Source organism: Paenarthrobacter sp. NPDC091669, from assembly GCF_044756725.1.
GTDB lineage: Bacteria > Actinomycetota > Actinomycetes > Actinomycetales > Micrococcaceae > Arthrobacter > Arthrobacter bambusae_C.
This window is the reverse complement of sequence record NZ_JBIVTK010000006.1, coordinates 190026-209622: the sequence shown is the minus strand read 5'-3', so window position 1 is coordinate 209622 and position 19597 is coordinate 190026. Positions and strand designations below refer to the sequence as shown.

The 19597-nt window shown below is 63.4% G+C and carries 20 protein-coding genes; 10 read left to right on the top strand and 10 right to left on the bottom strand.

Going from position 1 to position 19597, the window contains the following annotated elements:
• Nucleotides 1-39 precede the first annotated feature (39 nt).
• The 5 genes from ACIQLI_RS12155 (at nt 40) to ACIQLI_RS12135 (ending at nt 5477) form a co-directional block, all read left to right on the top strand.
• Nucleotides 40-750 carry a DUF4245 domain-containing protein gene (locus tag ACIQLI_RS12155; RefSeq protein ID WP_400388593.1) on the top strand — a complete coding sequence of 237 codons (711 nt, stop codon included), beginning with the start codon at nt 40-42 and terminating at the stop codon, nt 748-750.
• A 51-nt stretch (nt 751-801) separates the two neighbouring features.
• The gene (locus ACIQLI_RS12150; protein ID WP_011774029.1) at nt 802-1416 is read left to right on the top strand and encodes a carbonic anhydrase; all 615 of its coding nucleotides are present in this window, start codon (nt 802-804) and stop codon (nt 1414-1416) included.
• 87 nt (nt 1417-1503) lie between these two features.
• A complete protein-coding gene (locus ACIQLI_RS12145) occupies nt 1504-2931 on the top strand; it encodes a class II fumarate hydratase (RefSeq protein WP_400388591.1) in 1428 nt (475 codons plus the stop codon).
• A 186-nt stretch (nt 2932-3117) separates the two neighbouring features.
• Nucleotides 3118-3804 (top strand): TetR/AcrR family transcriptional regulator, encoded by a 687-nt coding sequence (locus tag ACIQLI_RS12140; RefSeq protein ID WP_400388588.1) that lies wholly within the window; start codon nt 3118-3120, stop codon nt 3802-3804.
• Nucleotides 3801-5477 carry an MDR family MFS transporter gene (locus ACIQLI_RS12135; RefSeq protein WP_400388585.1) on the top strand — a complete coding sequence of 559 codons (1677 nt, stop codon included), beginning with the start codon at nt 3801-3803 and terminating at the stop codon, nt 5475-5477. Before ACIQLI_RS12140 ends, ACIQLI_RS12135 begins: the two co-directional genes overlap by 4 nt.
• A gap of 2 nt (nt 5478-5479) precedes the next feature.
• On the opposite strand, the gene ACIQLI_RS12130 is transcribed toward ACIQLI_RS12135, so the two are convergent.
• The gene (locus ACIQLI_RS12130) at nt 5480-5956 is read right to left on the bottom strand and encodes an NUDIX hydrolase (RefSeq protein WP_400388582.1); all 477 of its coding nucleotides are present in this window, start codon (nt 5954-5956) and stop codon (nt 5480-5482) included.
• A 194-nt stretch (nt 5957-6150) separates the two neighbouring features.
• Nucleotides 6151-6702 carry an A24 family peptidase gene (locus ACIQLI_RS12125; RefSeq protein WP_354230027.1) on the bottom strand — a complete coding sequence of 184 codons (552 nt, stop codon included), beginning with the start codon at nt 6700-6702 and terminating at the stop codon, nt 6151-6153.
• A gap of 61 nt (nt 6703-6763) precedes the next feature.
• Between ACIQLI_RS12125 and ACIQLI_RS12120 the strand changes: the two genes are divergently transcribed.
• Both ACIQLI_RS12120 and ACIQLI_RS12115 read left to right on the top strand, forming a co-directional pair.
• Nucleotides 6764-7525, top strand: a complete 762-nt coding sequence (locus ACIQLI_RS12120) for a hypothetical protein (RefSeq protein ID WP_400388579.1) — start codon at nt 6764-6766, stop codon at nt 7523-7525.
• Nucleotides 7526-7652: 127 nt separating this feature from the next.
• On the top strand, nt 7653-8318 hold the full coding sequence (locus ACIQLI_RS12115) for a GNAT family N-acetyltransferase (protein ID WP_400388576.1): 666 nt from the start codon (nt 7653-7655) through the stop codon (nt 8316-8318).
• 104 nt (nt 8319-8422) lie between these two features.
• Here the strand turns inward: ACIQLI_RS12115 and ACIQLI_RS12110 are convergent, their stop codons facing one another.
• Nucleotides 8423-10012 carry a PhoH family protein gene (locus tag ACIQLI_RS12110; protein ID WP_400388573.1) on the bottom strand — a complete coding sequence of 530 codons (1590 nt, stop codon included), beginning with the start codon at nt 10010-10012 and terminating at the stop codon, nt 8423-8425.
• 41 nt (nt 10013-10053) lie between these two features.
• Nucleotides 10054-10860 carry an isoprenyl transferase gene (locus ACIQLI_RS12105; protein WP_354230035.1) on the bottom strand — a complete coding sequence of 269 codons (807 nt, stop codon included), beginning with the start codon at nt 10858-10860 and terminating at the stop codon, nt 10054-10056.
• A gap of 108 nt (nt 10861-10968) precedes the next feature.
• Here ACIQLI_RS12105 and ACIQLI_RS12100 point away from each other — a divergent pair, with 108 nt between their 5' ends.
• The gene (locus ACIQLI_RS12100) at nt 10969-11610 is read left to right on the top strand and encodes a hemolysin III family protein (RefSeq protein ID WP_400388570.1); all 642 of its coding nucleotides are present in this window, start codon (nt 10969-10971) and stop codon (nt 11608-11610) included.
• Nucleotides 11611-11626: 16 nt separating this feature from the next.
• On the opposite strand, the gene ACIQLI_RS12095 is transcribed toward ACIQLI_RS12100, so the two are convergent.
• The 3 genes from ACIQLI_RS12095 to mca all read right to left on the bottom strand — a co-directional run bounded on the left by ACIQLI_RS12095 (nt 11627) and on the right by mca (nt 15111).
• Nucleotides 11627-13783 (bottom strand): thioredoxin domain-containing protein, encoded by a 2157-nt coding sequence (locus ACIQLI_RS12095; RefSeq protein ID WP_400388567.1) that lies wholly within the window; start codon nt 13781-13783, stop codon nt 11627-11629.
• Nucleotides 13761-14102 carry a hypothetical protein gene (locus tag ACIQLI_RS12090; RefSeq protein ID WP_354230040.1) on the bottom strand — a complete coding sequence of 114 codons (342 nt, stop codon included), beginning with the start codon at nt 14100-14102 and terminating at the stop codon, nt 13761-13763. The genes ACIQLI_RS12095 and ACIQLI_RS12090 overlap by 23 nt, the downstream gene beginning before the upstream one ends.
• Before the next feature lie 103 nt (nt 14103-14205).
• On the bottom strand, nt 14206-15111 hold the full coding sequence (gene mca, locus ACIQLI_RS12085; RefSeq protein WP_354230042.1) for a mycothiol conjugate amidase Mca: 906 nt from the start codon (nt 15109-15111) through the stop codon (nt 14206-14208).
• A gap of 74 nt (nt 15112-15185) precedes the next feature.
• On the opposite strand from mca, the gene ACIQLI_RS12080 reads away from it, so the two are divergent.
• Nucleotides 15186-15644, top strand: coding sequence for a DUF4307 domain-containing protein (locus ACIQLI_RS12080; protein WP_089594166.1), 459 nt, complete (start codon nt 15186-15188; stop codon nt 15642-15644).
• A gap of 152 nt (nt 15645-15796) precedes the next feature.
• Entirely contained in the window at nt 15797-16291 is a 495-nt protein-coding gene (gene greA / locus ACIQLI_RS12075; protein ID WP_024820099.1) for a transcription elongation factor GreA, read from the top strand.
• An 87-nt stretch (nt 16292-16378) separates the two neighbouring features.
• Here the strand turns inward: greA and ACIQLI_RS12070 are convergent, their stop codons facing one another.
• The 3 genes from ACIQLI_RS12070 to ACIQLI_RS12060 are packed head-to-tail and all read right to left on the bottom strand — an operon-like array spanning nt 16379 to nt 19530.
• The gene (locus ACIQLI_RS12070) at nt 16379-16993 is read right to left on the bottom strand and encodes a rhomboid family intramembrane serine protease (protein ID WP_400388562.1); all 615 of its coding nucleotides are present in this window, start codon (nt 16991-16993) and stop codon (nt 16379-16381) included.
• A 14-nt stretch (nt 16994-17007) separates the two neighbouring features.
• A complete protein-coding gene (gene ilvA, locus ACIQLI_RS12065; protein ID WP_089594164.1) occupies nt 17008-18246 on the bottom strand; it encodes a threonine ammonia-lyase in 1239 nt (412 codons plus the stop codon).
• Between the two features lie 3 nt (nt 18247-18249).
• The gene (locus ACIQLI_RS12060; RefSeq protein ID WP_400388558.1) at nt 18250-19530 is read right to left on the bottom strand and encodes an AI-2E family transporter; all 1281 of its coding nucleotides are present in this window, start codon (nt 19528-19530) and stop codon (nt 18250-18252) included.
• Between the last annotated feature and the right edge of the window lie 67 nt (nt 19531-19597).

Sequence of the window (19597 nt, the reverse complement as noted above, 5' to 3'; positions counted from 1 at the left end):
GGATGTGTGTTCCCTGCCGGGATAAGGGATCATGGACACGTGAGTGAAACGCAGGACAAGCCCGCAGCCGAGAACCATTCCGACGCTGCAGCGGCCAGCCAAAACGATGCCCAGGCCATCCCGGATGCCCCCTACAAACCCGTCATTGCGGCGAAAGCTGCCAAGCGGGCCAACGCGTCGGTCATTGGCATGGTCATTGCCCTGCTTGTCTGCGTGCTGGCTTTCCTCCCCATCGTTTTGATGAACCCGGCTCCGAAGGGCGAGGGCTTCCGGCCCGATGTGGACGTGGCAGCCATCGCCCGCAATGCCACAGGTGTGGCAGGATTCACACCGGTGACCCCGGATACGGGCGACACATTCAAACCCAACTACGCCCGGTGGGAATCGGGCACGGGAAGCGGCGTCCCCACTTGGGAGATTGGTTTCCTGACCCCCAAGGAGGCCTTCATCGGCCTCACCCAGACCACCCAGGCCAACCCCACCTGGGTCTTGCAGCAGACGGAGAACCTCCCAGTCACCGGCACGCGCAACGCCGGCGGCCAGGATTGGGAATTGCGGGACTCCGGCAAGGAGAAGCGCAGCATGGTCCTGGAGTACCGGGGTACCACCATCATCTTGAGCGGCACCGCGAGCCTGGATGAGTTCGCAACGCTCGCTGCCGCCGTCGTGAAGTCCGCAGAGCAGGCGCCGTCGGCAAGCGCGCCCGCCTCAGCCCCGGCGTCGACGCAACCGACGCAACCGTCCGCTTAACCCGCGCAACAGTTTCACGGACTGCCCTGTCGGCATCGTAAAGTAAGGCTCGTGCCTACTTACCTGACTCCAGCCCTGGCGTGGCGCCGTCTCCGCGAGGGCAACGAACGTTTTGTTTCCGGCGAATCCCTGCACCCCAACCAGGATGCTTCGCGACGATCCTCACTCATCGAGAACCAGAATCCCTTCGCTGTCATTTTCGGCTGCTCGGATTCACGGCTCGCCGCCGAGATCATCTTTGACCTGGGCCTCGGCGACGCCTTCGTTGTGCGCACCGCCGGCCAGGTCATTGACGACGCGGTGCTTGGCTCCCTGGAGTACAGCATCAGCGAACTCCGGGTTCCGTTGATTGTGATTCTGGGCCATGACAGCTGTGGCGCAGTGAAGGCCACCAAGGCCGCCGTGGAAACGGGCGAGATGCCCCCCGGCTTCATCCGTGACCTCGTTGAGCGCATCACGCCGTCGGTCCTCACGGCCAAGCGCAACAGCCAGGAAGACGTCAACGACATGGTGGTGGAGCACGTCAAGCAGACCGCCGCCCGCCTGGCTGACAGCTCGCGTGTGATTTCCGACGCCATCGACGACGGCCGGGTGGCTGTCATTGGCCTGTCCTACAAGCTCGATGAGGGCCGCGCGGCCCTCGTTTCCGGGATCGGCAAGCTCTAGGAGCACGTGCTCCGGCCCTGGCGCCGGAGCACGTAGCACTCCCCTCCGGGTTTTCTGTGCGGCGACCAATCGCCCTAAGCTAGCCCCATGACTTCCACCACTGAGTTCCGTATTGAACATGACACGATGGGCGAAGTTCGCGTCCCCGTGAACGCCCTGTACCGCGCCCAGACGCAGCGTGCTGTGGAGAACTTCCCGATCTCCGGCAAGACGCTTGAGCGCACCCACATCGAGGCCCTGGCCCGAGTCAAGAAGGCCGCTGCACTGGCGAACGCCGAACTGGGGGTGCTCGATGGTGAGCTCGCCGAGGCTATCGCCGCCGCCGCCGATGAGGTTGCCGCCGGCAAGTACGACGGCGACTTCCCCATCGACGTCTTCCAGACCGGTTCGGGCACTTCCTCCAACATGAACACCAACGAGGTCATCGCCGAGCTCGCATCGCGCGCCCTCGCAGCCGCCGGGAGCGACAAAGTTGTCCACCCGAACGATCATGTGAACGCGTCGCAGTCCTCCAACGACGTCTTCCCGACGTCCGTGCACGTCGCCGCTACGTCGGCCTTGATCAACGACCTGATCCCGGCCCTTGAGTACCTGGCAGCTTCCCTCGACCGCAAGGCCGTGGAGTTCAAGGACGTCGTCAAGTCCGGCCGTACCCACCTCATGGATGCAACGCCCGTCATGCTGGGCCAGGAGTTCGGCGGCTACGCTGCGCAGGTACGCTACGGCATCGAGCGCATCAACGCAGCACTCCCCCGTGTTGCCGAAGTTCCCCTGGGCGGCACGGCCGTGGGCACCGGCATCAACACCCCTGCCGGCTTCCCGGAGCGCGTCATCGAACTGCTCGCAGCCGACACCGGCCTGCCGCTGACCGAGGCCCGCGACCACTTCGAAGCACAGGCCAACCGCGACGGCCTCATCGAGGGCTCCAGCCAGCTCCGCAACATTGCGATCTCCTTCATGAAGATCAACAACGACCTCCGCTGGATGGGCTCTGGCCCCAACACCGGTCTCGGCGAAATCGCCATTCCGGACCTTCAGCCGGGCTCCTCGATCATGCCTGGCAAGGTCAACCCGGTGATCTGCGAAGCGTCCATCATGGTCTGCGCCCAGGTCATCGGCAACGACACCGCCATCGCCTGGTCCGGCACCAACGGCGCCTTCGAGCTCAACGTCGGCATCCCCGTCATGGCCGCCAACCTCCTGGAGTCCATCCGCTTGCTGGCCAACACCAGCCGCGTCATGGCTGACAAGATGATCGACGGCATCACCGCCAACGTGGAGCGTGCACGCTTCCTGGCCGAAGCCTCCCCGTCCATCGTCACCCCGCTGAACAAGTTCATCGGGTACGAAAACGCTGCCAAGATCGCCAAGATCGCCGTCAAGGAGGGCCTGACCATCCGCCAGGCCACCGAGAAGCTCGGCTTCGTCGGCGAGGGCGAAGGCAAGGTCACTGAGGCCGAGCTCGACAAGGCCCTGGACGTCACCACCATGACGGCACCGGCCCACAAGGCCTGACTCCTGGTCTAAAAACTCAACAGCACGACGACGGCCGGTACCTTTTGCGGAAAAGGTACCGGCCGTCGTCGTACCCGGAGTTTTTGTACAGCAGACGCCCCTAAGACCCTCCCTCAAGGGCATCTGCTGTACAAAAACTTCTGACTCTTTTTGCACTTTTTCTTCGAAAGTGCAAAACTTTACTTTGTGAGCAATAGTGCAAATATCGACGGCGGCCTCCGCGAGCGCAAGCGGGCTGCCACGCGGACGGCGATCACCGCTGTCGCGCGTTCCCTGACCGCTGAGCATGGCCTCAGCGGTTTCACTGTTGAGGAAGTCTGCGAAGCGGCGGGGATTTCGCGCCGAACCTTCTTCAACTACTTCCATTCCAAAGAAGACGCCGTGATCGGCTCCTTCTCGGATGAGTTGCCCGCAGACGCCTTGGAATCGTTCAACCAGAACCCTTCGCGCACACCGGACAGCATCTCCGGGACGCTTCTGGCAGCTCTGCATGTGCTCACCGTGACCCTGATGGAGCGTTCATCCATCAGCCGTACCGAGGTCCAGCAGTTCATCGCTGCCATCACGGCCGAACCACAACTGCTGGCACGCCTGACCCTGGAAGGGGAGGCCCGGGAACGACAATTCGCTGCTCTGGTGGCCGCCCGAGAAGGGCTGGATCCTGGGCATCCCGAAGTCATGACTGCGACGGCGTTGTTCGGGGCGGTCTCCAAGAAGACAGCCCAGCAGTTCTTCTCGGAGGAAAACACCCGCCCGTACCGCGGGATCCTCGAACAGAACCTCAACGCCGCACGGAAACTCTTTGCCCAGCCGCTGGCCACTAACCAGCAATTGGGCCCCGACCCCCTTGAAACCTCGAAGGACCCCGCATGAGTACACTCTCGAAGGCAGCAGAACCGCTGTTGCTGACCCAGAAACGCATCTGGATCATCTTCTCGGCGCTGATCGCAGGCATGCTCCTGTCCAGCCTCGACCAGACCATCGTCTCCACCGCCATGCCCACCATCGTGGGCAAGCTCGGCGGGGTGGAGCACCAGGCCTGGATCACCACCGCCTACCTCCTTGCCACCACCATCGTGATGCCCATCTACGGCAAGTTTGGTGACATCCTGGGGCGTCGCAACCTGTTCCTCATTGCCATCGCCCTGTTCACCCTCGCGTCCGTGGGTTGCGCCTTCGCCACCGATTTCTGGGGCTTCGTCATCTTCCGCGCCCTTCAGGGCCTGGGCGGTGGTGGCCTCATGATCCTCTCGCAGGCGATCATCGCTGACATCGTTCCTGCCAAGGAACGCGGCAAGTACATGGGCCCGCTGGGCGCCATCTTCGGTCTCTCCGCTGTGGCCGGACCCCTGCTGGGCGGGTTCTTCGTGGACCACCTCACGTGGGAGTGGGCTTTCTACATCAACATCCCCATCGGCATCGCGGCGTTCATCACCGCCTGGTTCACCCTGACCCTGCCCAACAAGAAGGCCGAAAAGAAGATCGACATCCTGGGTGTCGTCTTCCTCTCCGCAGCCACCACGTGCCTCATCTTCTTCACCGACTTCGGTGGCAAGAAGGACGAAGGCTGGGACTCCCCCCTTACCTGGGCGTTTGGGGCCGGCATGGTCCTGGCCGCCTTCGCGTTCGTCATGGTAGAACGCCGCGCCGAGGATCCCATCATTCCGCTGAGCCTGTTCAAGAACCCCATCTTCATCAATGCAACGGCTATCGGCTTCACCTTGGGCCTTGGCATGTTCGCTGCCATCGCCTTTGTCCCGACGTTCCTGCAGATGTCCTCGGGTACCTCGGCGGCCGAGTCGGGCCTGCTGATGCTCCCCATGATGGTTGGCCTCATGGGGACGTCCATCTACTCGGGTATCCGCATTTCCAAGACCGGCAAGTACAAGATGTACCCCATCCTCGGGGCGGCCCTGACCATCGCGGCCATGCTGTGGCTTACCACTCTCGCAGCGTCGACGCCCATCTGGGTGATCTGTGTCCAGCTCTTCATCTTCGGCGCAGGCCTGGGCCTGATCATGCAGGTCATCGTCCTGGTGGTGCAGAACTCCGTTCCGGCCGACCAGATCGGCACGGCCACCAGCACCAACAACTACTTCCGTGAAGTAGGTGCATCTCTGGGTGTCGCCGTCTTCGGTGCGATCTTCACCAACCGCTTGTCCGAATCGTTGACCGAGGCATTCACCGGCGCCGGCGCTTCGGCCGAGCAGGCTTCGCAGTCCACCAGCACGTTGGATCCGCAGGCGTTGTCACAGCTCCCTGAGCAGCTGCGGGACGCGATCGTCAATGCTTACGCCAATTCTCTGGCGCCGGTGTTCTGGTACTTGGTGCCGTTTATTGCCATCGCCCTGATCCTGGCCATCACACTCAAGCAGATCCCCCTCTCCGACACTGCAGGAATGGTGGCACGCGGTGAGGCTGTGGGTGGTGCGGAAGCTGACCGCCTGGAGGCCGAACGTCTGGAGACGGCGCGACTGGAAGCGGAGTTTGAAGCTTCGGAAGACGTTGACAAGGATCGTCCCACAGCTGATGCGGGACGTCGGTAACGCTAGCCCTCCACTTGGTACGCCACGGGGCCTTCGGGCTCCGTGGCAAGCCTGATGGCTTCAAGGTTTCCGGCGCTCATCTCCGGAAGGTCGTCCAGCTCGAACCATCCCACGGCGAGTGATTCGTCGTCATTGACCTGGGCTTCTCCGGATACGTATCGGCACCGGAAGGTAATGTCCAGAAAGTCGCAGACGTCCCCGTTGGGGAAGGTCACTGGCCCCACAACCCCGACGCCGATGATCCGTTCAGTTTCAGCCACCATCGCTGTTTCTTCGAAGATTTCCCGTACGAGCCCTGGCGCAGGGTGCTCTCCCGGCTCCAACATTCCGGTGATCAGAGACCAGTGACCGTTGTCGGCACGCTGGCCCAGCAACACCCTGCCTTCGTCGTCCAAGACCACTCCCCGCACGGCCGGCAGCCAGAGGGGATCGTTGCCGATCTTTTCCCGCAATTTCAGCACGAACTCCGGTGCACCCATGGCGTCAGCTTTCCTTCAATTCGATGGTGGCATGCGAGTATCCAGCAAGGGCGTCAAGCTGATCCGTCCCACAGCGCCCTCCTGCTGCCTTCAAGCACATCCAAACACTCGCTGGGCTAAGCATGCCGCAGCACGGTGAACGCGAAAATACGGGGACGGTTGCAGTTCGGCCGCACTTGGCACGGTGGGATGCGTCATGCGGGTATCAGCACCATGGCAGCGGCTGCCCCCGCCAGCATGAACGGACCAAAAGGAATGGCCGAACGCAGGGTACCGCGGCGTGACACCAGGATGGCCAGGCTCCACAGACCGCCCAGAATGAAAGCGGCGAACGTCCCCGCAAACACGTGGCTCCACCCCAGATATCCCAAGTAGAGGCCCAGCACACCCGCCAACTTGACGTCACCAAAACCCATGCCTGGCGGGTGGATGAGCCTCAACACGAAGTAGAAGAGCCACAGCACAGCGCCTCCCGCGAGGACCCGGAGTCCGGGCACAGCGAACAGGTCCGCAGAAAGGTGGCGGTCCGGACCGGCATCGGCGAAAAATGTCAGGATCGATGCCGCCAGCAACAACACCCCTGCCACTGCGTACGACGGAAACACAATGCGGTTGGGCAACAGGTGGCTCCGCACATCTATCACCGTGAGCCGAACCGCAATCACCATGAAGTACAGGCACGCGGCCATCACCAGCCAGAAGCCCAGCGGGCTGGCGTCCCAGAGGTCGGAGAGTCGTCGGATCACTCTCGGATGCTATCCCGCTTTGGCCGCAGGGCCCGCTTGAACGCCTAGGTAAACTGTGGATATGGGGAGCTACAGCGCAGGAGGACAGGGTTTCGACCTGTCCTCCACATTCCGGAATCTTTGCCGTTCTTCGCCGTGGAAATGGACGAGCCTCCGCTTCGAATACCTGGAACGGCCCGGCACGGGCGCCACCATGGTCCGCGCATGGCTGAGGCGGCCGGGCGCTCTTCGTCTGGAAACACCGGACGGCCAATTGCTGCACAGCACCACGGGCATCAACGACTCCCGGGATGATCTGTATGTGTCCTCAACACGCCGTTCATGGTTGCTTCCGGCCCATCTGGTGACGCCCGTTTACGACGACGCCGGACTGGTCAGGCGTCGCCCGGAGGCCGCCTACGGTGAGCCCTCCTTCGGCAACGGCCGCCTTGCTGCCGCCCTCGATCCCGTGGAACTGGCAGGGAACGCACCGGTTCCCCTTGAATTCCCGGACACAAACCCCGTCTTCTTGGAGGAACCCCGGGAAGTGGACCATGAGGGCCGCCTCGCGTTGGAAACCATCGTGACCCGCAGCCGGACCTATGTTCCCTCGGATCCTGCCGAGCCTTTGGCCCACACCGGACGAACGTTGATCAGGATCGACGCCGGCACAGGGGTTTGCGTTGCCAGCCAAAGCCTGGATGGGGACTCTTCCGGAAAGGGACATTGGCTGAAGATCCTGGCCGTGGACGAGTACATGCTGGATGACCTGTTCCTGGCTGAGTCCATGAACCTCACGGACGTACGCCGCCACATCCCGTGGGACATCGGCCCGGCCGCCTGAACAGCGCCCGCCGCCGAGGAGTGAGCTCCCGGCAGTATCGGGAGTGCCAAGCTCCGAGATCCAGCCCCTCGGCGAGCTTCCTTCGATGTGACTCGCGCGGCTCCCGCCGCCGGGCTAAGCTACGGCGATGACATCGCTGGCAGACATCTGGCCCCCGTTCGGACTCACCCTCACCACCCCGAGGTTGAGCATCCGTCCAGTTTTCGACGACGACATCCCGGCCGCCGTCGCCGCGGCGCGGTCCGGTGTCCACGAACCCGGCAAGAGCCCGTTCAGCACCCCGTGGACCGACCTTCCGGACCACGAACTCGCTCCCAATATGGCCCAGTGGTACTGGCGCTGCCGTGCCAACTTCACCAAGAAATCCTGGACCCTCCTCCTGGCGGTATGGAATGACAACGAGTTCCTCGGCGTCCAGGACGTCGGCGCCAAGAACTTCAACACTTTGAAAACAGTAGGCACTGGCTCCTGGCTCAAGCAGTCCGCCCAAGGGCAGGGGTTCGGCAAGGAGATGCGTGCCGCCGTCGTCAGCTATGCCTTTGATTACCTGGGTGCCGAAGTAGCCGAGTCAGAGGCCGCCTCATGGAACCAGCAGTCGCTGGGCGTCTCCACCAGCCTCGGTTACGAGCCCAACGGCATCTTCCGCGAGGGCTGGGGAGACACCGTCGAGGAAGTCCAAAAAGTCCGCCTCACCCCAACCACCTTCAAACGCCCGGACTGGACCCTCAAAGTCCAAGGCCACGAAGCCTTCTCCTCCTACCTCGGAATCGGACAACTTCCGGCGGGTGACTGAAAGGCGAAGGCCAGGCATCCGGCAGCGTGCGTCAAAAGCGAGGAACGAGCTAGCACGCAGAGGATGTCTGGCCTTCGCCCTAGGCGGGCACGGCGTCGATGGGGTTAGATTTCAGCCCCTTCGAGCAATTCCGTCACCAGCGCTGCAATCGGCGACCGCTCAGAACGGGTCAGCGTGATGTGCCCGAACAGCGGGTGTCCCTTGAGTGTCTCGACGACGGCCGCAACGCCGTCGTGCCGCCCTACCCGGAGGTTGTCGCGCTGCGCGACGTCGTGGGTGAGGACGATCTTGGAGTTCTGCCCGATACGGCTCATAACGGTCAGGAGGACGTTCTTCTCGAGGGACTGTGCTTCGTCCACGATCACGAAGGCGTCGTGCAGGGAACGTCCACGGATGTGGGTCAGTGGCAGGACTTCGAGCATGCCCCGGTCCATGACTTCCTCAACAACTTCCTGGCTCACCAAGGCGCCCAAGGTGTCGAACACCGCCTGGGCCCAGGGGTTCATTTTTTCGGACTCAGAGCCGGGGAGGTAGCCGAGCTCCTGGCCGCCTACGGCGTACAGGGGGCGGAAGACCACCACTTTACGGTGCTCACGGCGTTCCAGGACGGCTTCCAGGCCCGCACAGAGGGCCAGCGCGGACTTGCCGGTACCCGCACGCCCACCGATGGAGACGATTCCTACGGCGGGGTCCATGAGCATGTCAATGGCAAGCCGTTGCTCGGCCGATCGTCCGTGGAGCCCGAAGACGTCGCGGTCACCCTTGACAAGGCGGACTTGTTTGTCCGCCCCTACCCTGCCCAGCGCGGATCCTCGGTTGGAGAGAAGGACCAGTCCGGTGTTGACGGGGAGTTCAGCGGCAGCGGGGATGAAGACCGGTTCGTGGCCGTATAGGGTGGTGATTTCGTCGTCGTTGGCTTCGACCTCGGCCATCCCGGTCCAGCCGGAGTCCTTGACGAGTTCGTTGCGGTACTCGTCGGCTTGAAGTCCCATGGCGGATGCTTTGACGCGCATGGGGAGGTCTTTGGAGACCACGGTGACGTTGTGGCCTTCGTTGGCCAGGTTCTTGGCTACAGCCAGGATGCGGCTGTCGTTGTCGCCTCCGCGGAATCCTGCCGGCAGCACCTCGGGGGAAATATGGTTCATTTCCACCCGCAGCATTCCGCCGTCCTTCCCGATGGGAATGGACTGGTCGAGGCCGCCGTGTTCGATCCTCAGATCGTCCAGGAGCCGCAGTGCTTTGCGGGCGAAGTATCCGAGTTCGGGATCGTGGCGTTTTCCTTCCAGTTCGCTGATGACCACGATGGGGACGATGACTTCGTGTTCAGCGAATCGCAGCAATGCGTGGGGGTCGGACAGCAGGACGGAGGTGTCGATCACGTAGCTCCGGCCTGTGACGGACTTTTTGGTCCGCGCTGTTTGTGGGACCCGCTTGGCGCGAGAGGTAGCTGCACTTTCCCCGTCGGAAACCATTGCGGGCAGTTGCTCAGAAATAGCCACATCGACTCCAGCCCCGGGCAGTTCGCCCGGCCTAATGGTGAAGCGGCTCGGCCGGAAGGCCGGGCGTGGCCTCCCATGTAACTGGTGCGATGATCCGCTCCATGTACTGGCCTCCCCGATCAGCGGGCGGTTTTGCCTGCTGATGTGATTAACGTAATCCCGGACACATTCATTTCCGCAACCCGAGCCCGGCAAGTCGCATGTCCGGTTCGTTAATTTTTGATGAACCGGACCGCCTAGGCTCCGTAGCGGCGCTGGCGCCCGGCATAATCCCTGAGGGCCCGCAGGAAATCGACCTTACGGAACGCAGGCCAGAGTGCCTCGCAGAAGTAGAACTCGCTGTAAGCGCTTTGCCACATCAGGAAACCGGAGAGCCGTTGCTCGCCTGACGTGCGGATGACCAGGTCAGGATCAGGCTGGCCACGGGTGTAAAGGAACCGGGAGATGTCGTCCACCGAAAGTTCATCTGCGACGTCGGTCATCTTCCGGCCGTTGGCGGCAGCATCGTGCAGGAGTTCCCGGACGGCGTCGACTATTTCGCGGCGGCCGCCGTAGCCCACGGCGACATTGACATGGATCTTTTCGTGGACCGGAGTGCGGGCTGTCAGTTTGTTGAGGCGTTCGGCCAGGTAGTCCGGCAGGAGCTCGGGAGCGCCCATGGCGTGGACGGAGACGTCCTCGTCTTCATCAAGGCGGTCCATGGTGTTGGCGATGATGCCCATGAGGAGGTCCAACTCTTCACCGGAACGGTTCATGTTGTCCGTGGAAAGCATGTAGAGCGTCACTACTTTGACGCCCAGTTCCTGGCACCAGCCGAGGAACTCGTGGATTTTGTCTGCACCGGCCTGATGTCCCTGGCTGGTGGGTGCGTTGAACTGGCGCGCCCACCGACGGTTGCCGTCCACCATGACACCGATATGCCGTGGGATCTGGTCCTGCTTGAGGGAGCGCAGGAGTTTGCGCTCATAGAAGCCATAGAGGAAACCGGGCAGCTCCACCGGACTCTCACCTGACTTCCTTGCTTGTACGACGACGACGCACATCCTAGGCTACCTTCCCCAGCTGGCGAGCCGGTGCAGTCAGGGGTGAAAAATACCTCGGCCCATTGTTACCCTGCGGTAACTTACCGAAACGTAAGTTATGGTTTAACCATGGCTGAGCTCCTCGAAACCAAGCCCGTCTGGCGCGGGTGGATCCATGCTGTAGCGGCCCCCTTTGCTCTCGCTGCGGGGATCCTGCTGGTGACCATTGCCCCGACACCGGACCGCAAAATCACGTCCGCCATTTATGCCCTGACCGGCTTCCTCCTGTTCGGCGTCAGTGCCGTGTACCACCGGGGAAACTGGTCCCCCAAAGTCCGCATGGTCCTCAAGCGGCTGGACCACACGAACATCATGTTGGTCATTGCCGGCAGTTACACCCCGCTGGCCTGGTCGCTGCTGGAGCGTTCCGAGGCCGTCACTTTGCTGTGGCTTGTCTGGTCCGGGGCGATCGTCGGGGTGCTCTTCAGGATTCTATGGACGCACGCACCGCGCTGGCTGTATGTTCCCGTCTACATCGCCCTGGGCTGCGGAGCGTTGTTCTATTTGCCGCAGTTCTTCACGGCCAACGCCCCTGCCGCGATCCTGATCTGCGTGGGCGGCGCCCTGTATATCGCCGGCGCGGTGTTTTACGCCATCAAGAAGCCCAACTTCAGCGTCAAGCACTTCGGCTTCCACGAACTGTTTCACGCCTTCACGGTGCTGGCCTTCGCGGCCCACTTCATCGCCATCATGTTGGCCGTGTTGAGCTAAACCGGTAGGGACCCGCTCAGTCGCCTGATCCCATGGCCGCCAAACGGGCCCGGACAGCAGCGGCCTCCCCCAGAGGCCTTTCGCACACCATGTCCCTGCACAGGTAAACCTGCGGCAAGCCGTCCGGCGTGCCCGACCGGTGAAGAAGCAGCGGCACGTCCGGATCCCCAGCGGGGGCCCCGCCGTCGTCCTTCTGCACAGCGACCACCAGCCCGGGGCTGGGAGACGTCAACAGCGCGTGGTGCAGTTCGCGCTTCAGCGGGGAATCAGGTCCGGCGACGGCGGCCTCCACCGGCCCGGCGAGTGCGGCTTGCGCGGTGGCCAGGAGCCAGCCGGCCACGCGCGGTGCACGGCTGGCGATGGCCGGGAGCAGGCCCAGGATGTTGCCCGCCATGAGCCGGTGCCCGTGGGATCCGGAATAGGCGGCATAGGACAGGAGAGCGCCGGCAAACCCCGCGGCACCGCTGGGCGTGGCGTTGTCGAACGGGTCCAGTCCCACGCGTTGACCTTGGGCGTTGAAGACCTGCGCGGACTCCCCCGTCGAGTCCGCAAGCTGTCCGCTCTCCACGAAACGAGTGCACGCAGCGAGCAGGAGCTCCTCCGCGAGCAGGTACCAGCGCTTGGTTCCCGTCACCGCATAGAGGGCCAGGAAGCCGTCAGCGCAGAACGCATAGTCCTCCAGCAGACCGCCAATTCCACGTGCCCGGGAGTCGTGGGAAACGCGGATCAACGTCTTCGATTCACCGTCCCAGTGGACGGTGGCGAGGTACCCGGCCATGTTCTCCGCCGCCGACACCAGGTCCGGGCGGCCCAGAATGGCACCCGCCTCGGCGAGTCCGGCTACAGCGAGTCCGTTCCAGCCGGCCACCACCTTGTCATCCCTGGCTGGCTGGTTCCTGAGGTTGCGCGTAGTGAGCAACACCGGCGCCACACGCTCCCAAAGCCGCCGATCGGCGTCGGACAGCTTCCGCGCGGGGTGGAGCGGCGAGCCAAACTCCGAGACTGTCCCTTCAGGGCCAATGTTCATCATGCGCGCCACCTGCACGGCGTCATCCGCGCCCAGGGCGTCGGCCAAGGATTCCACAGACCACAGATACGTGGCTCCCTCGTGATGAACGCCGTCAAATACGGTGTCGGCGTCCAGGGAGGAAGCCAAAGCGCCGTCTGGCAGCCTCAGCGACTCCAGCATCCAGTCTGCGCATCGTGACGCCACAGCCGCCGCTTCGTCGGCTGAATAGACCTCGTTGCCCCCCAACCGCACCCAGTGCGCATAGACACGGAGCAGTTGGGCATTGTCGTAAAGCATCTTCTCGAAGTGCGGGACGGACCAGTCCCCCGTCACCGAGTAGCGGGCGAATCCGCCGTCGAGCTGGTCGCGCAGGGCCGAGCGCGCCATGCCCGCCAAGGCTCGTCCAGCCATATCCTTGGCGGCGTCAGCGGTATCGGAAGGCACAGCCGCGTGCCTGATGAGGAATTCCAGAACGGCCGACGGCGGGAACTTGGGCGCGTTGCCGAACCCACCGGCGTCGGGGTCTTCAGAGCGGGCCAGCAGCGCCACGGCGTCCGGAAGGAGGGAAGCATCCAGCAACCAGGGCGGTTCGTCCAGCCGCACCGCCGCGGACAGTTGCCCGTCGGCCATGCTGGCCGCAAGACCCCGGGCGTTCTGCTCCACCCCATCGCGACGCTCCATCCAGGCTTCATGGACGGCTTCAAGAACGTTGCGGAAGGACGGCCTGCCCGGCAGCGGAACGGGCGGGAAATAGGTTCCCGCATGAAAAGCGAGTCCGTCAGGTGTGAGGAAGACGGACATCGGCCAGCCGCCCTCACCGCTGATGGCCTGCGTTGCGGCCATGTAGACGGAATCGACGTCCGGACGCTCCTCCCGGTCCACCTTCACCGGGACGAAGTGGGCATTGAGGTAACCGGCGGTTTCCGGGTCTTCAAAAGACTCGTGGGCCATGACGTGGCACCAATGGCATGCCGCGTAGCCGATGGAAAGGAAGACCGGGACATCACGTTCGGCGGCGAAAGCAAAAGCTTCGTCGCCGAACGGACGCCAGTGAACGGGGTTGTCCGCGTGCTGCCGCAAATAGGCAGAAGGTTCCGAGCCCAGGGCGTTGCTGGCCCAGGGCGAACCGTTACCGGTGGCTTCAGCGGGTCCGGGGACCGGCATCGTCGTTCTCATCCGAGGCGCCGCCTGCGAACGGTGCGTCAGGGGCTCCGGGAGTGCCGCCGGCCTCCGCAGCCTGGCTGTCCGCAGCCTGGCCTTCCTCAGCCGCCAAGCGTGCTTCCTCCACTTGCGCCCGGTACCGGACGCGTCGGATGCGTCGAACCATGTCCACAATGAGGAACGTGGTCAGGATGACGATGAAGGCCGTGAGGACAAAGCCCCACGTACCGGGCGTCACCTGGTCCTCGGACAGGCCGGGCCGCAGCGTGCCCGAGGGGTTGGGCGACGGGGTGACGGTCAGGGCGAGAATCAAGTGGTGCACGTTCAAACCTTCTATGGGAGCTGATGCATGCCGACAGGCAGCGTAGCCGGAAGCTGGTTGGCCTGACGGCAATTTCTACGGGCGATAGAAACTGCCGGAGTTCCTATCTTATCCCCGCGAACAGGTCCTTCTCCGGCAGCTCGGACGGGACAGTGGACTTGATGAGGGTGTAGTCCTCCCACGGCCACGCCGTGCGCTGCAGATCCGGGGATACTGCGAAGAAGAACCCGAGGGGATCGATCTGTGTGCGGTGTGCCCGGAGTGCGTCGTCGCGCGCCTCGAAGAAGTCGCCGCAATCCACCTGGGTGGTTGTCTGGTGTCCCGGGGGAACGGGAGTATGGCCCTCGGCATCGGCTTCCAGCCACGCGGCAAGCCGCTCAGCGTAGGGAGACTGCAATCCCGCCTCTTCCAACGCAAAGTGCAGCGCCCGGAACCGTTCCGGACTGAAAGCACGGTCGTAGTAGAGCTTGCTCGGGGCCCACGGCTCCCCCATGCCCGGGTAACGGTCCGGGTCACCGGCGGCATCAAAGGCTTCCACCGCCACCTTGTGGGCCATGATGTGGTCCGGGTGCGGGTAGCCTCCGTTTTCGTCGTAGCTCAGAATCACGTGCGGCTTGAAACTGCGGACCAGCCGGACCAGGGGCGCCGTGGCGCGTTCCAGGGGCTGGAGGGCAAAGCATGCCGGCGGCAGCGGCGGGAGTGGATCACCTTCCGGAAGGCCCGAATCCACGAAGCCCAGCCACCGCTGCTGGATTCCCAGGACGGCAGCCGCATTCGCCATCTCCAGCCGCCGGGCACCGGCCATATCGCGTTTGGGGTGGGGCGCGTCTTCCATGGCCGGGTTCTGGATGTCACCGCGTGAGCCGTCAGTGCACGTAGCGACCATCACGTCTACTCCCGCGGCGGCGTACATTGCCATGGTGGCCGCGCCCTTGCTGGACTCATCATCCGGGTGGGCGTGGACGGCGAGCAGCCGCAGCTGCTGGTCGGAACTGCTGGACGCTGTCACGTGACGGCTCCTCTTTCATGGATCAAGCTGTGTGGGCGGTGATGGGGCGCCGGGATCGGCACTAAACTGGACGGGTGACTTCAGAGGACCTATCGGCCACCCAAGTACCGGCAAGCACCAGCCTAGCCAATCGCTACGGCGGTCAAAAGCGCGCCATGACCCGCAAAACCAAGCGGAACATCGTCATCGGCGCTTTGGTCATCGGGATTGGGTTCGCTGCTTATGTAGCCACCGGTTCCGCACAGGCCCCTGTCACCTTCAAGGACATCGGGTACAGCACAGTGGACGGCACCCAGGCAGAGGTGGACTACCAGGTCACCAAATATCCCGGAGCCACAGCCAAATGCGCCATCAAGGCGCTGGACTCCAAGTTCGCGGTAGTGGGCTGGAAGGTAGTGGAAGTCGGCCCCAACGATCCCCAGGACGACCCCGACGGCGGCAGCACCACCGTCCAGCGCACGGTCCTGCGTACCGAGTCACCGGCTGTTTCAGGAGTGGTGGACAACTGCTGGATCACGGACAGCGGTAAATAACATTCGTGTGACCCATACCTCAACCGGTTTGGGTTCGTCCAGAGGATTTACTACAATGGATGAAACCTTCACCCCGTTAAGTTGGTTACTGAGTTCCACGAGTGGCCACCTCGGCGGGGTCTTTTGCATTGTCAGATCTAGAGGAGAAATCCGTGTCTACCACCAATAGCGCCACTGCGGCTTGGCTCACCCAGGAAGCTTTCGACCGCTTGCAGGCTGAGCTGGACCACCTTTCCGGCGCTGGCCGGGCGGAAATCGTCCAGAAGATCGAAGCTGCCCGCCAGGAAGGCGACCTGAAGGAAAACGGCGGCTACCACGCAGCCAAGGAAGAGCAGGGCAAGATCGAGGCCCGCATCCGCCAGCTCACCGCGCTGCTTCGCGATGCCCATGTTGGCGAAGCCCCTGCCGACGACGGAATCGTCGAGCCTGGAATGCTGGTTGTTGCCCGCATCGCCGGTGACGAAGAGACGTTCCTGCTGGGCTCCCGCGAAATCGCCGGGGACTCGGACCTGGACGTCTTCAGCGAGAAGTCACCCCTGGGTGCCGCCATCATCGGCCACAAGGAAGGCGACAGCCTGAGCTACGTCGCCCCCAACGGCAAGGAAATTCCGGTGGAGATCGTCTCCGCCAAGCCGTACGTCGCCTAACCAGCGGCTCACCGGCCCGAAATACACGACGCCGGCCCACCCCTTCGCGGGGCGGGCCGGCGTTTTTTGGTGCGAGGCTGGTGGGGGTCAGGCCGCCAGCGTGGACTTGGGACGTAACAGGACGGCCGCGATGATGCCGCCTACGGCTCCGCCGAGATGCGCCTGCCAGGACACGTAGCCCATCACTGTGGGCAGCACACCGAAGAGAATGCTGCCATAGGCCATGAACAGCACCATGGAGAGCAGGATTTGCCACCAGTTCCGGTTGAAGAATCCACGGACCAGCAGGAACGCGAAGAATCCGAACACCAACCCGGATGCTCCCACCGTCACCCCTCCCCCGCCGATGAGCCACACAGCGAGCCCGGAGCCCAGCCAGCTGAAGGCCAGCGCCGTGATAAAAACACGGAGGCCGGACAGGAACACCAGGAAACCGAAGATGATCAGGGGCAGCGTATTGGAGAGCAAGTGGTTGAAGTTCGCGTGCAACAGCGGGAACGTCAGGATGTCCAGCACACCATCCATGGAGCGGGGGCGAAGGCCGAAGGTGAAGTTCAAGCCGTGGCGCATCAGGGTGTTGAGGATCTCAATGACATAAAGCAGGATGACGAAGCCGCCCATGAACAGCAGGCCACCCTTCGCCCGGCCGGCCAGCGACTCCCGGTCCGCTTCTTTGGATCCTTCAGGCATTCCCAGCACCATGGGTGCTCCTCCCGTCAGTGCACCACGATCGGCTGGAAGCCCTCGGCCCGCAGTGCGCCGAGAACCTGTTCCCCGTGTTCGTGGCCCTTGGTTTCCAGGTTGATGGTGATGGAGACGTCGCCCATGCTGATGGAGCCGCCCAAGCGGGTGTGATCCAGTCCCGTGACGTTGGCGTCGTTCTCGGCAATGATCCGCGCAATGGTGGCCAAGGAACCTGGACGGTCATCCAGCATCATGCGGACGGTCATGAACCGGCCTGCGGCCGACAGACCACGCTGGATGACTTTGAGCATGAGCATCGGATCGATGTTGCCGCCCGAAAGCACGACGGCGGTGTTCCCCGGGTTTTCGATCTTGCCGTCCATCAGCGCGGCTACTCCGACGGCACCGGCAGGCTCAACCACCATCTTGGCCCGCTCCAGGAGGAAGATCAGCGCCCGCGCCAAGGAGTCTTCACTGACAGTGACAACATCGTCCACCAGCTCGCGGATGATGCTGAAGGGCAGTTGCCCCGGACGCCCCACGGCGATGCCGTCAGCCATGGTGGTGACCTTCTTCAGCGGCACCAGTGCGTCAGCGGCCAGCGACGGCGGGTAGGCGGCGGCGTTTTCCGCCTGGACGCCGATCACCCGGATCTCACGGCCAAGCTCCTTGGCCCTGGCTTTGATGGCAACAGCCACTCCGGCCAGGAGTCCACCGCCGCCGACGCCCATGAGGATGGTGTCCACGTTGGGGATCTGGTCCAGGATCTCCAGCCCGATGGTTCCTTGGCCTGCAACGACGTCCACGTTGTCAAAGGGGTGTACGAACACAGCGCCGGTCTCGTTGGCGTAGCGCTGCGCTTCGGCCAGGGCTTCGTCCACGTTGTGGCCATGCAGGATAACCTCTGCGCCGTGGCTGCGGGTGGCCGCCAGCTTGGGCAGAGCCACACCAAGGGGCATGTAGATGCGGGCGTTGATGCCCAGGCTCTTTGCGGCCACCGCCACGCCCTGGGCGTGGTTGCCTGCGGAGGCCGCCACCACGCCGCGCTTCTTTTCGTCCTCGGTCAGCCGGGCCATGCGGACATAGGCGCCGCGGACCTTGAAGGAGCCCGCGCGCTGGAGATTCTCACACTTGAAAAAGACGTTGCCGCCCACGAGGCTGCCGAGAGCACGGGACGACTCCACCGGAGTCTTGGTAATAATGCCCTCGAGCAACTCCTGCGCCTTGAGGACATCGTCCAGCGTGACGGGCAGGGTTTCGAGGGTATTCACTGACTATTCTCCTTTAGTGGTGTCGGCAGCAGGGTCCTCCGCAGAGGGGCGTCCTGCAGCCTTGTTCTTGCCGGCGATGCCTTTACCGAGGCGGGATTCGGGCTTGGGGAGGTGAACCTCCTTGAAGTTGGCGTCTCCCTTCGGCCCCGCAGAAGCGGTTGCCGGCTGAAGTTCCATACCGCCCAATCCTTCATCATGTTCCCACGTCCGCCCGGCAATGTACCGAACCGCCGTGTTTACTACGGCGAGCAACGGGACCGCGAACAGTGCTCCCGGTATACCTGCGAGGTAGGAGCCTGCTGCCACGGAAAGGATCACGGCTACCGGGTGCAGCGACACGGCCTTGCCCATCACCAGCGGCTGCAGGATGTGGCTTTCGAGCTGCTGGACCAGCAGGACGATTGCCAGCATGATGAGCGCGTTGATGGGCCCGTTGGCTACGAGCGCAAGAAGCACCGCAATGGCTCCCGTGACCAGGGCGCCCACAACCGGGATGAAGGAACCGATGAACACCAGGACCGCCAAAGGCAGCGCCAGGGGAACCTGGATGATGGCAGCGCCCACTCCGATGCCCACAGCATCCACGAACGCCACGAACATCTGGATACGTACGTAGCTGACCATGGAGGTCCACCCGCGACGCCCTGCGCCGTCGGTAGCCCGACGCGCGGTTTTGGGCAGGAGCCGCACCAGGAAGCCCCAAATGCGGCTGCCTTCGAGCAGGAAGAAGATGAGGATGAAGAGTGCCAGGACAAGACCTGCGGCAAAGTGTCCGGCGGTGCTGCCAAAGGACAGGGCACCGCTGAGGATGCTGCTGCTGTTGTTTTGCAGCGCATTGGCACCATCGGCAATGTATTGGTCGATCTGGTCTGCGGTGAGGTGGAGGGGACCATCGGCCAGCCACGTCTGGATCTGTTGGATTCCGGCCAGGGCTTCCTGCCAGAGTTCGCCGAAGCCGGAGGCAAGTTGCCTTCCCACCAGGGCGAGCGCGCCGGCGATGACGCCGATGAAAGCCACCACAGTGATGGCGACGGCGGCCCCGTTGGGCACGTTGCGGCCGCGGAGCCAAGCCACCACCGGATACAGCAGGCCGGCCAGAAGGGCAGCTACCATGACCGGGATGATGAGGAAACTGACTTTGCCCAGCAGCCAGACCAGGGCACCGACCATCAGCAGGATCAGTCCTGCCCGCCACGACCAGGCAGCAGCAATTCGCACCCCGTAGGGGATGTCTTCGGCAATTTGGCGGTCAGAGCGGGATTTGGCGTCCGGTGTTGGCGTCATGAACCCATAATTCCGTAGGCCACGCCGTATGGGAAACCGGCCCGCGCAGCCGGCCCCAAACGCTGTG

Excerpts from the sequence above, each read along its gene's own strand:
- ACIQLI_RS12105 (WP_354230035.1), bottom strand. The coding sequence starts at position 10,860 with ATGTGCGTCGTCGTCGTACAAGCAAGGAAGTCAGGTGAGAGTCCGGTG.
- ACIQLI_RS12070 (WP_400388562.1), bottom strand. The coding sequence starts at position 16,993 with ATGGTGCTGGGAATGCCTGAAGGATCCAAAGAAGCGGACCGGGAGTCG.
- ACIQLI_RS12060 (WP_400388558.1), bottom strand. The coding sequence starts at position 19,530 with ATGACGCCAACACCGGACGCCAAATCCCGCTCTGACCGCCAAATTGCC.
- ACIQLI_RS12115 (WP_400388576.1), top strand. The coding sequence starts at position 7,653 with ATGACATCGCTGGCAGACATCTGGCCCCCGTTCGGACTCACCCTCACC.
- ACIQLI_RS12135 (WP_400388585.1), top strand. The coding sequence starts at position 3,801 with ATGAGTACACTCTCGAAGGCAGCAGAACCGCTGTTGCTGACCCAGAAA.
- ACIQLI_RS12095 (WP_400388567.1), bottom strand. The coding sequence starts at position 13,783 with ATGCCGGTCCCCGGACCCGCTGAAGCCACCGGTAACGGTTCGCCCTGG.
- ACIQLI_RS12130 (WP_400388582.1), bottom strand. The coding sequence starts at position 5,956 with ATGGGTGCACCGGAGTTCGTGCTGAAATTGCGGGAAAAGATCGGCAAC.
- ACIQLI_RS12120 (WP_400388579.1), top strand. The coding sequence starts at position 6,764 with ATGGGGAGCTACAGCGCAGGAGGACAGGGTTTCGACCTGTCCTCCACA.
- ACIQLI_RS12145 (WP_400388591.1), top strand. The coding sequence starts at position 1,504 with ATGACTTCCACCACTGAGTTCCGTATTGAACATGACACGATGGGCGAA.
- ACIQLI_RS12100 (WP_400388570.1), top strand. The coding sequence starts at position 10,969 with ATGGCTGAGCTCCTCGAAACCAAGCCCGTCTGGCGCGGGTGGATCCAT.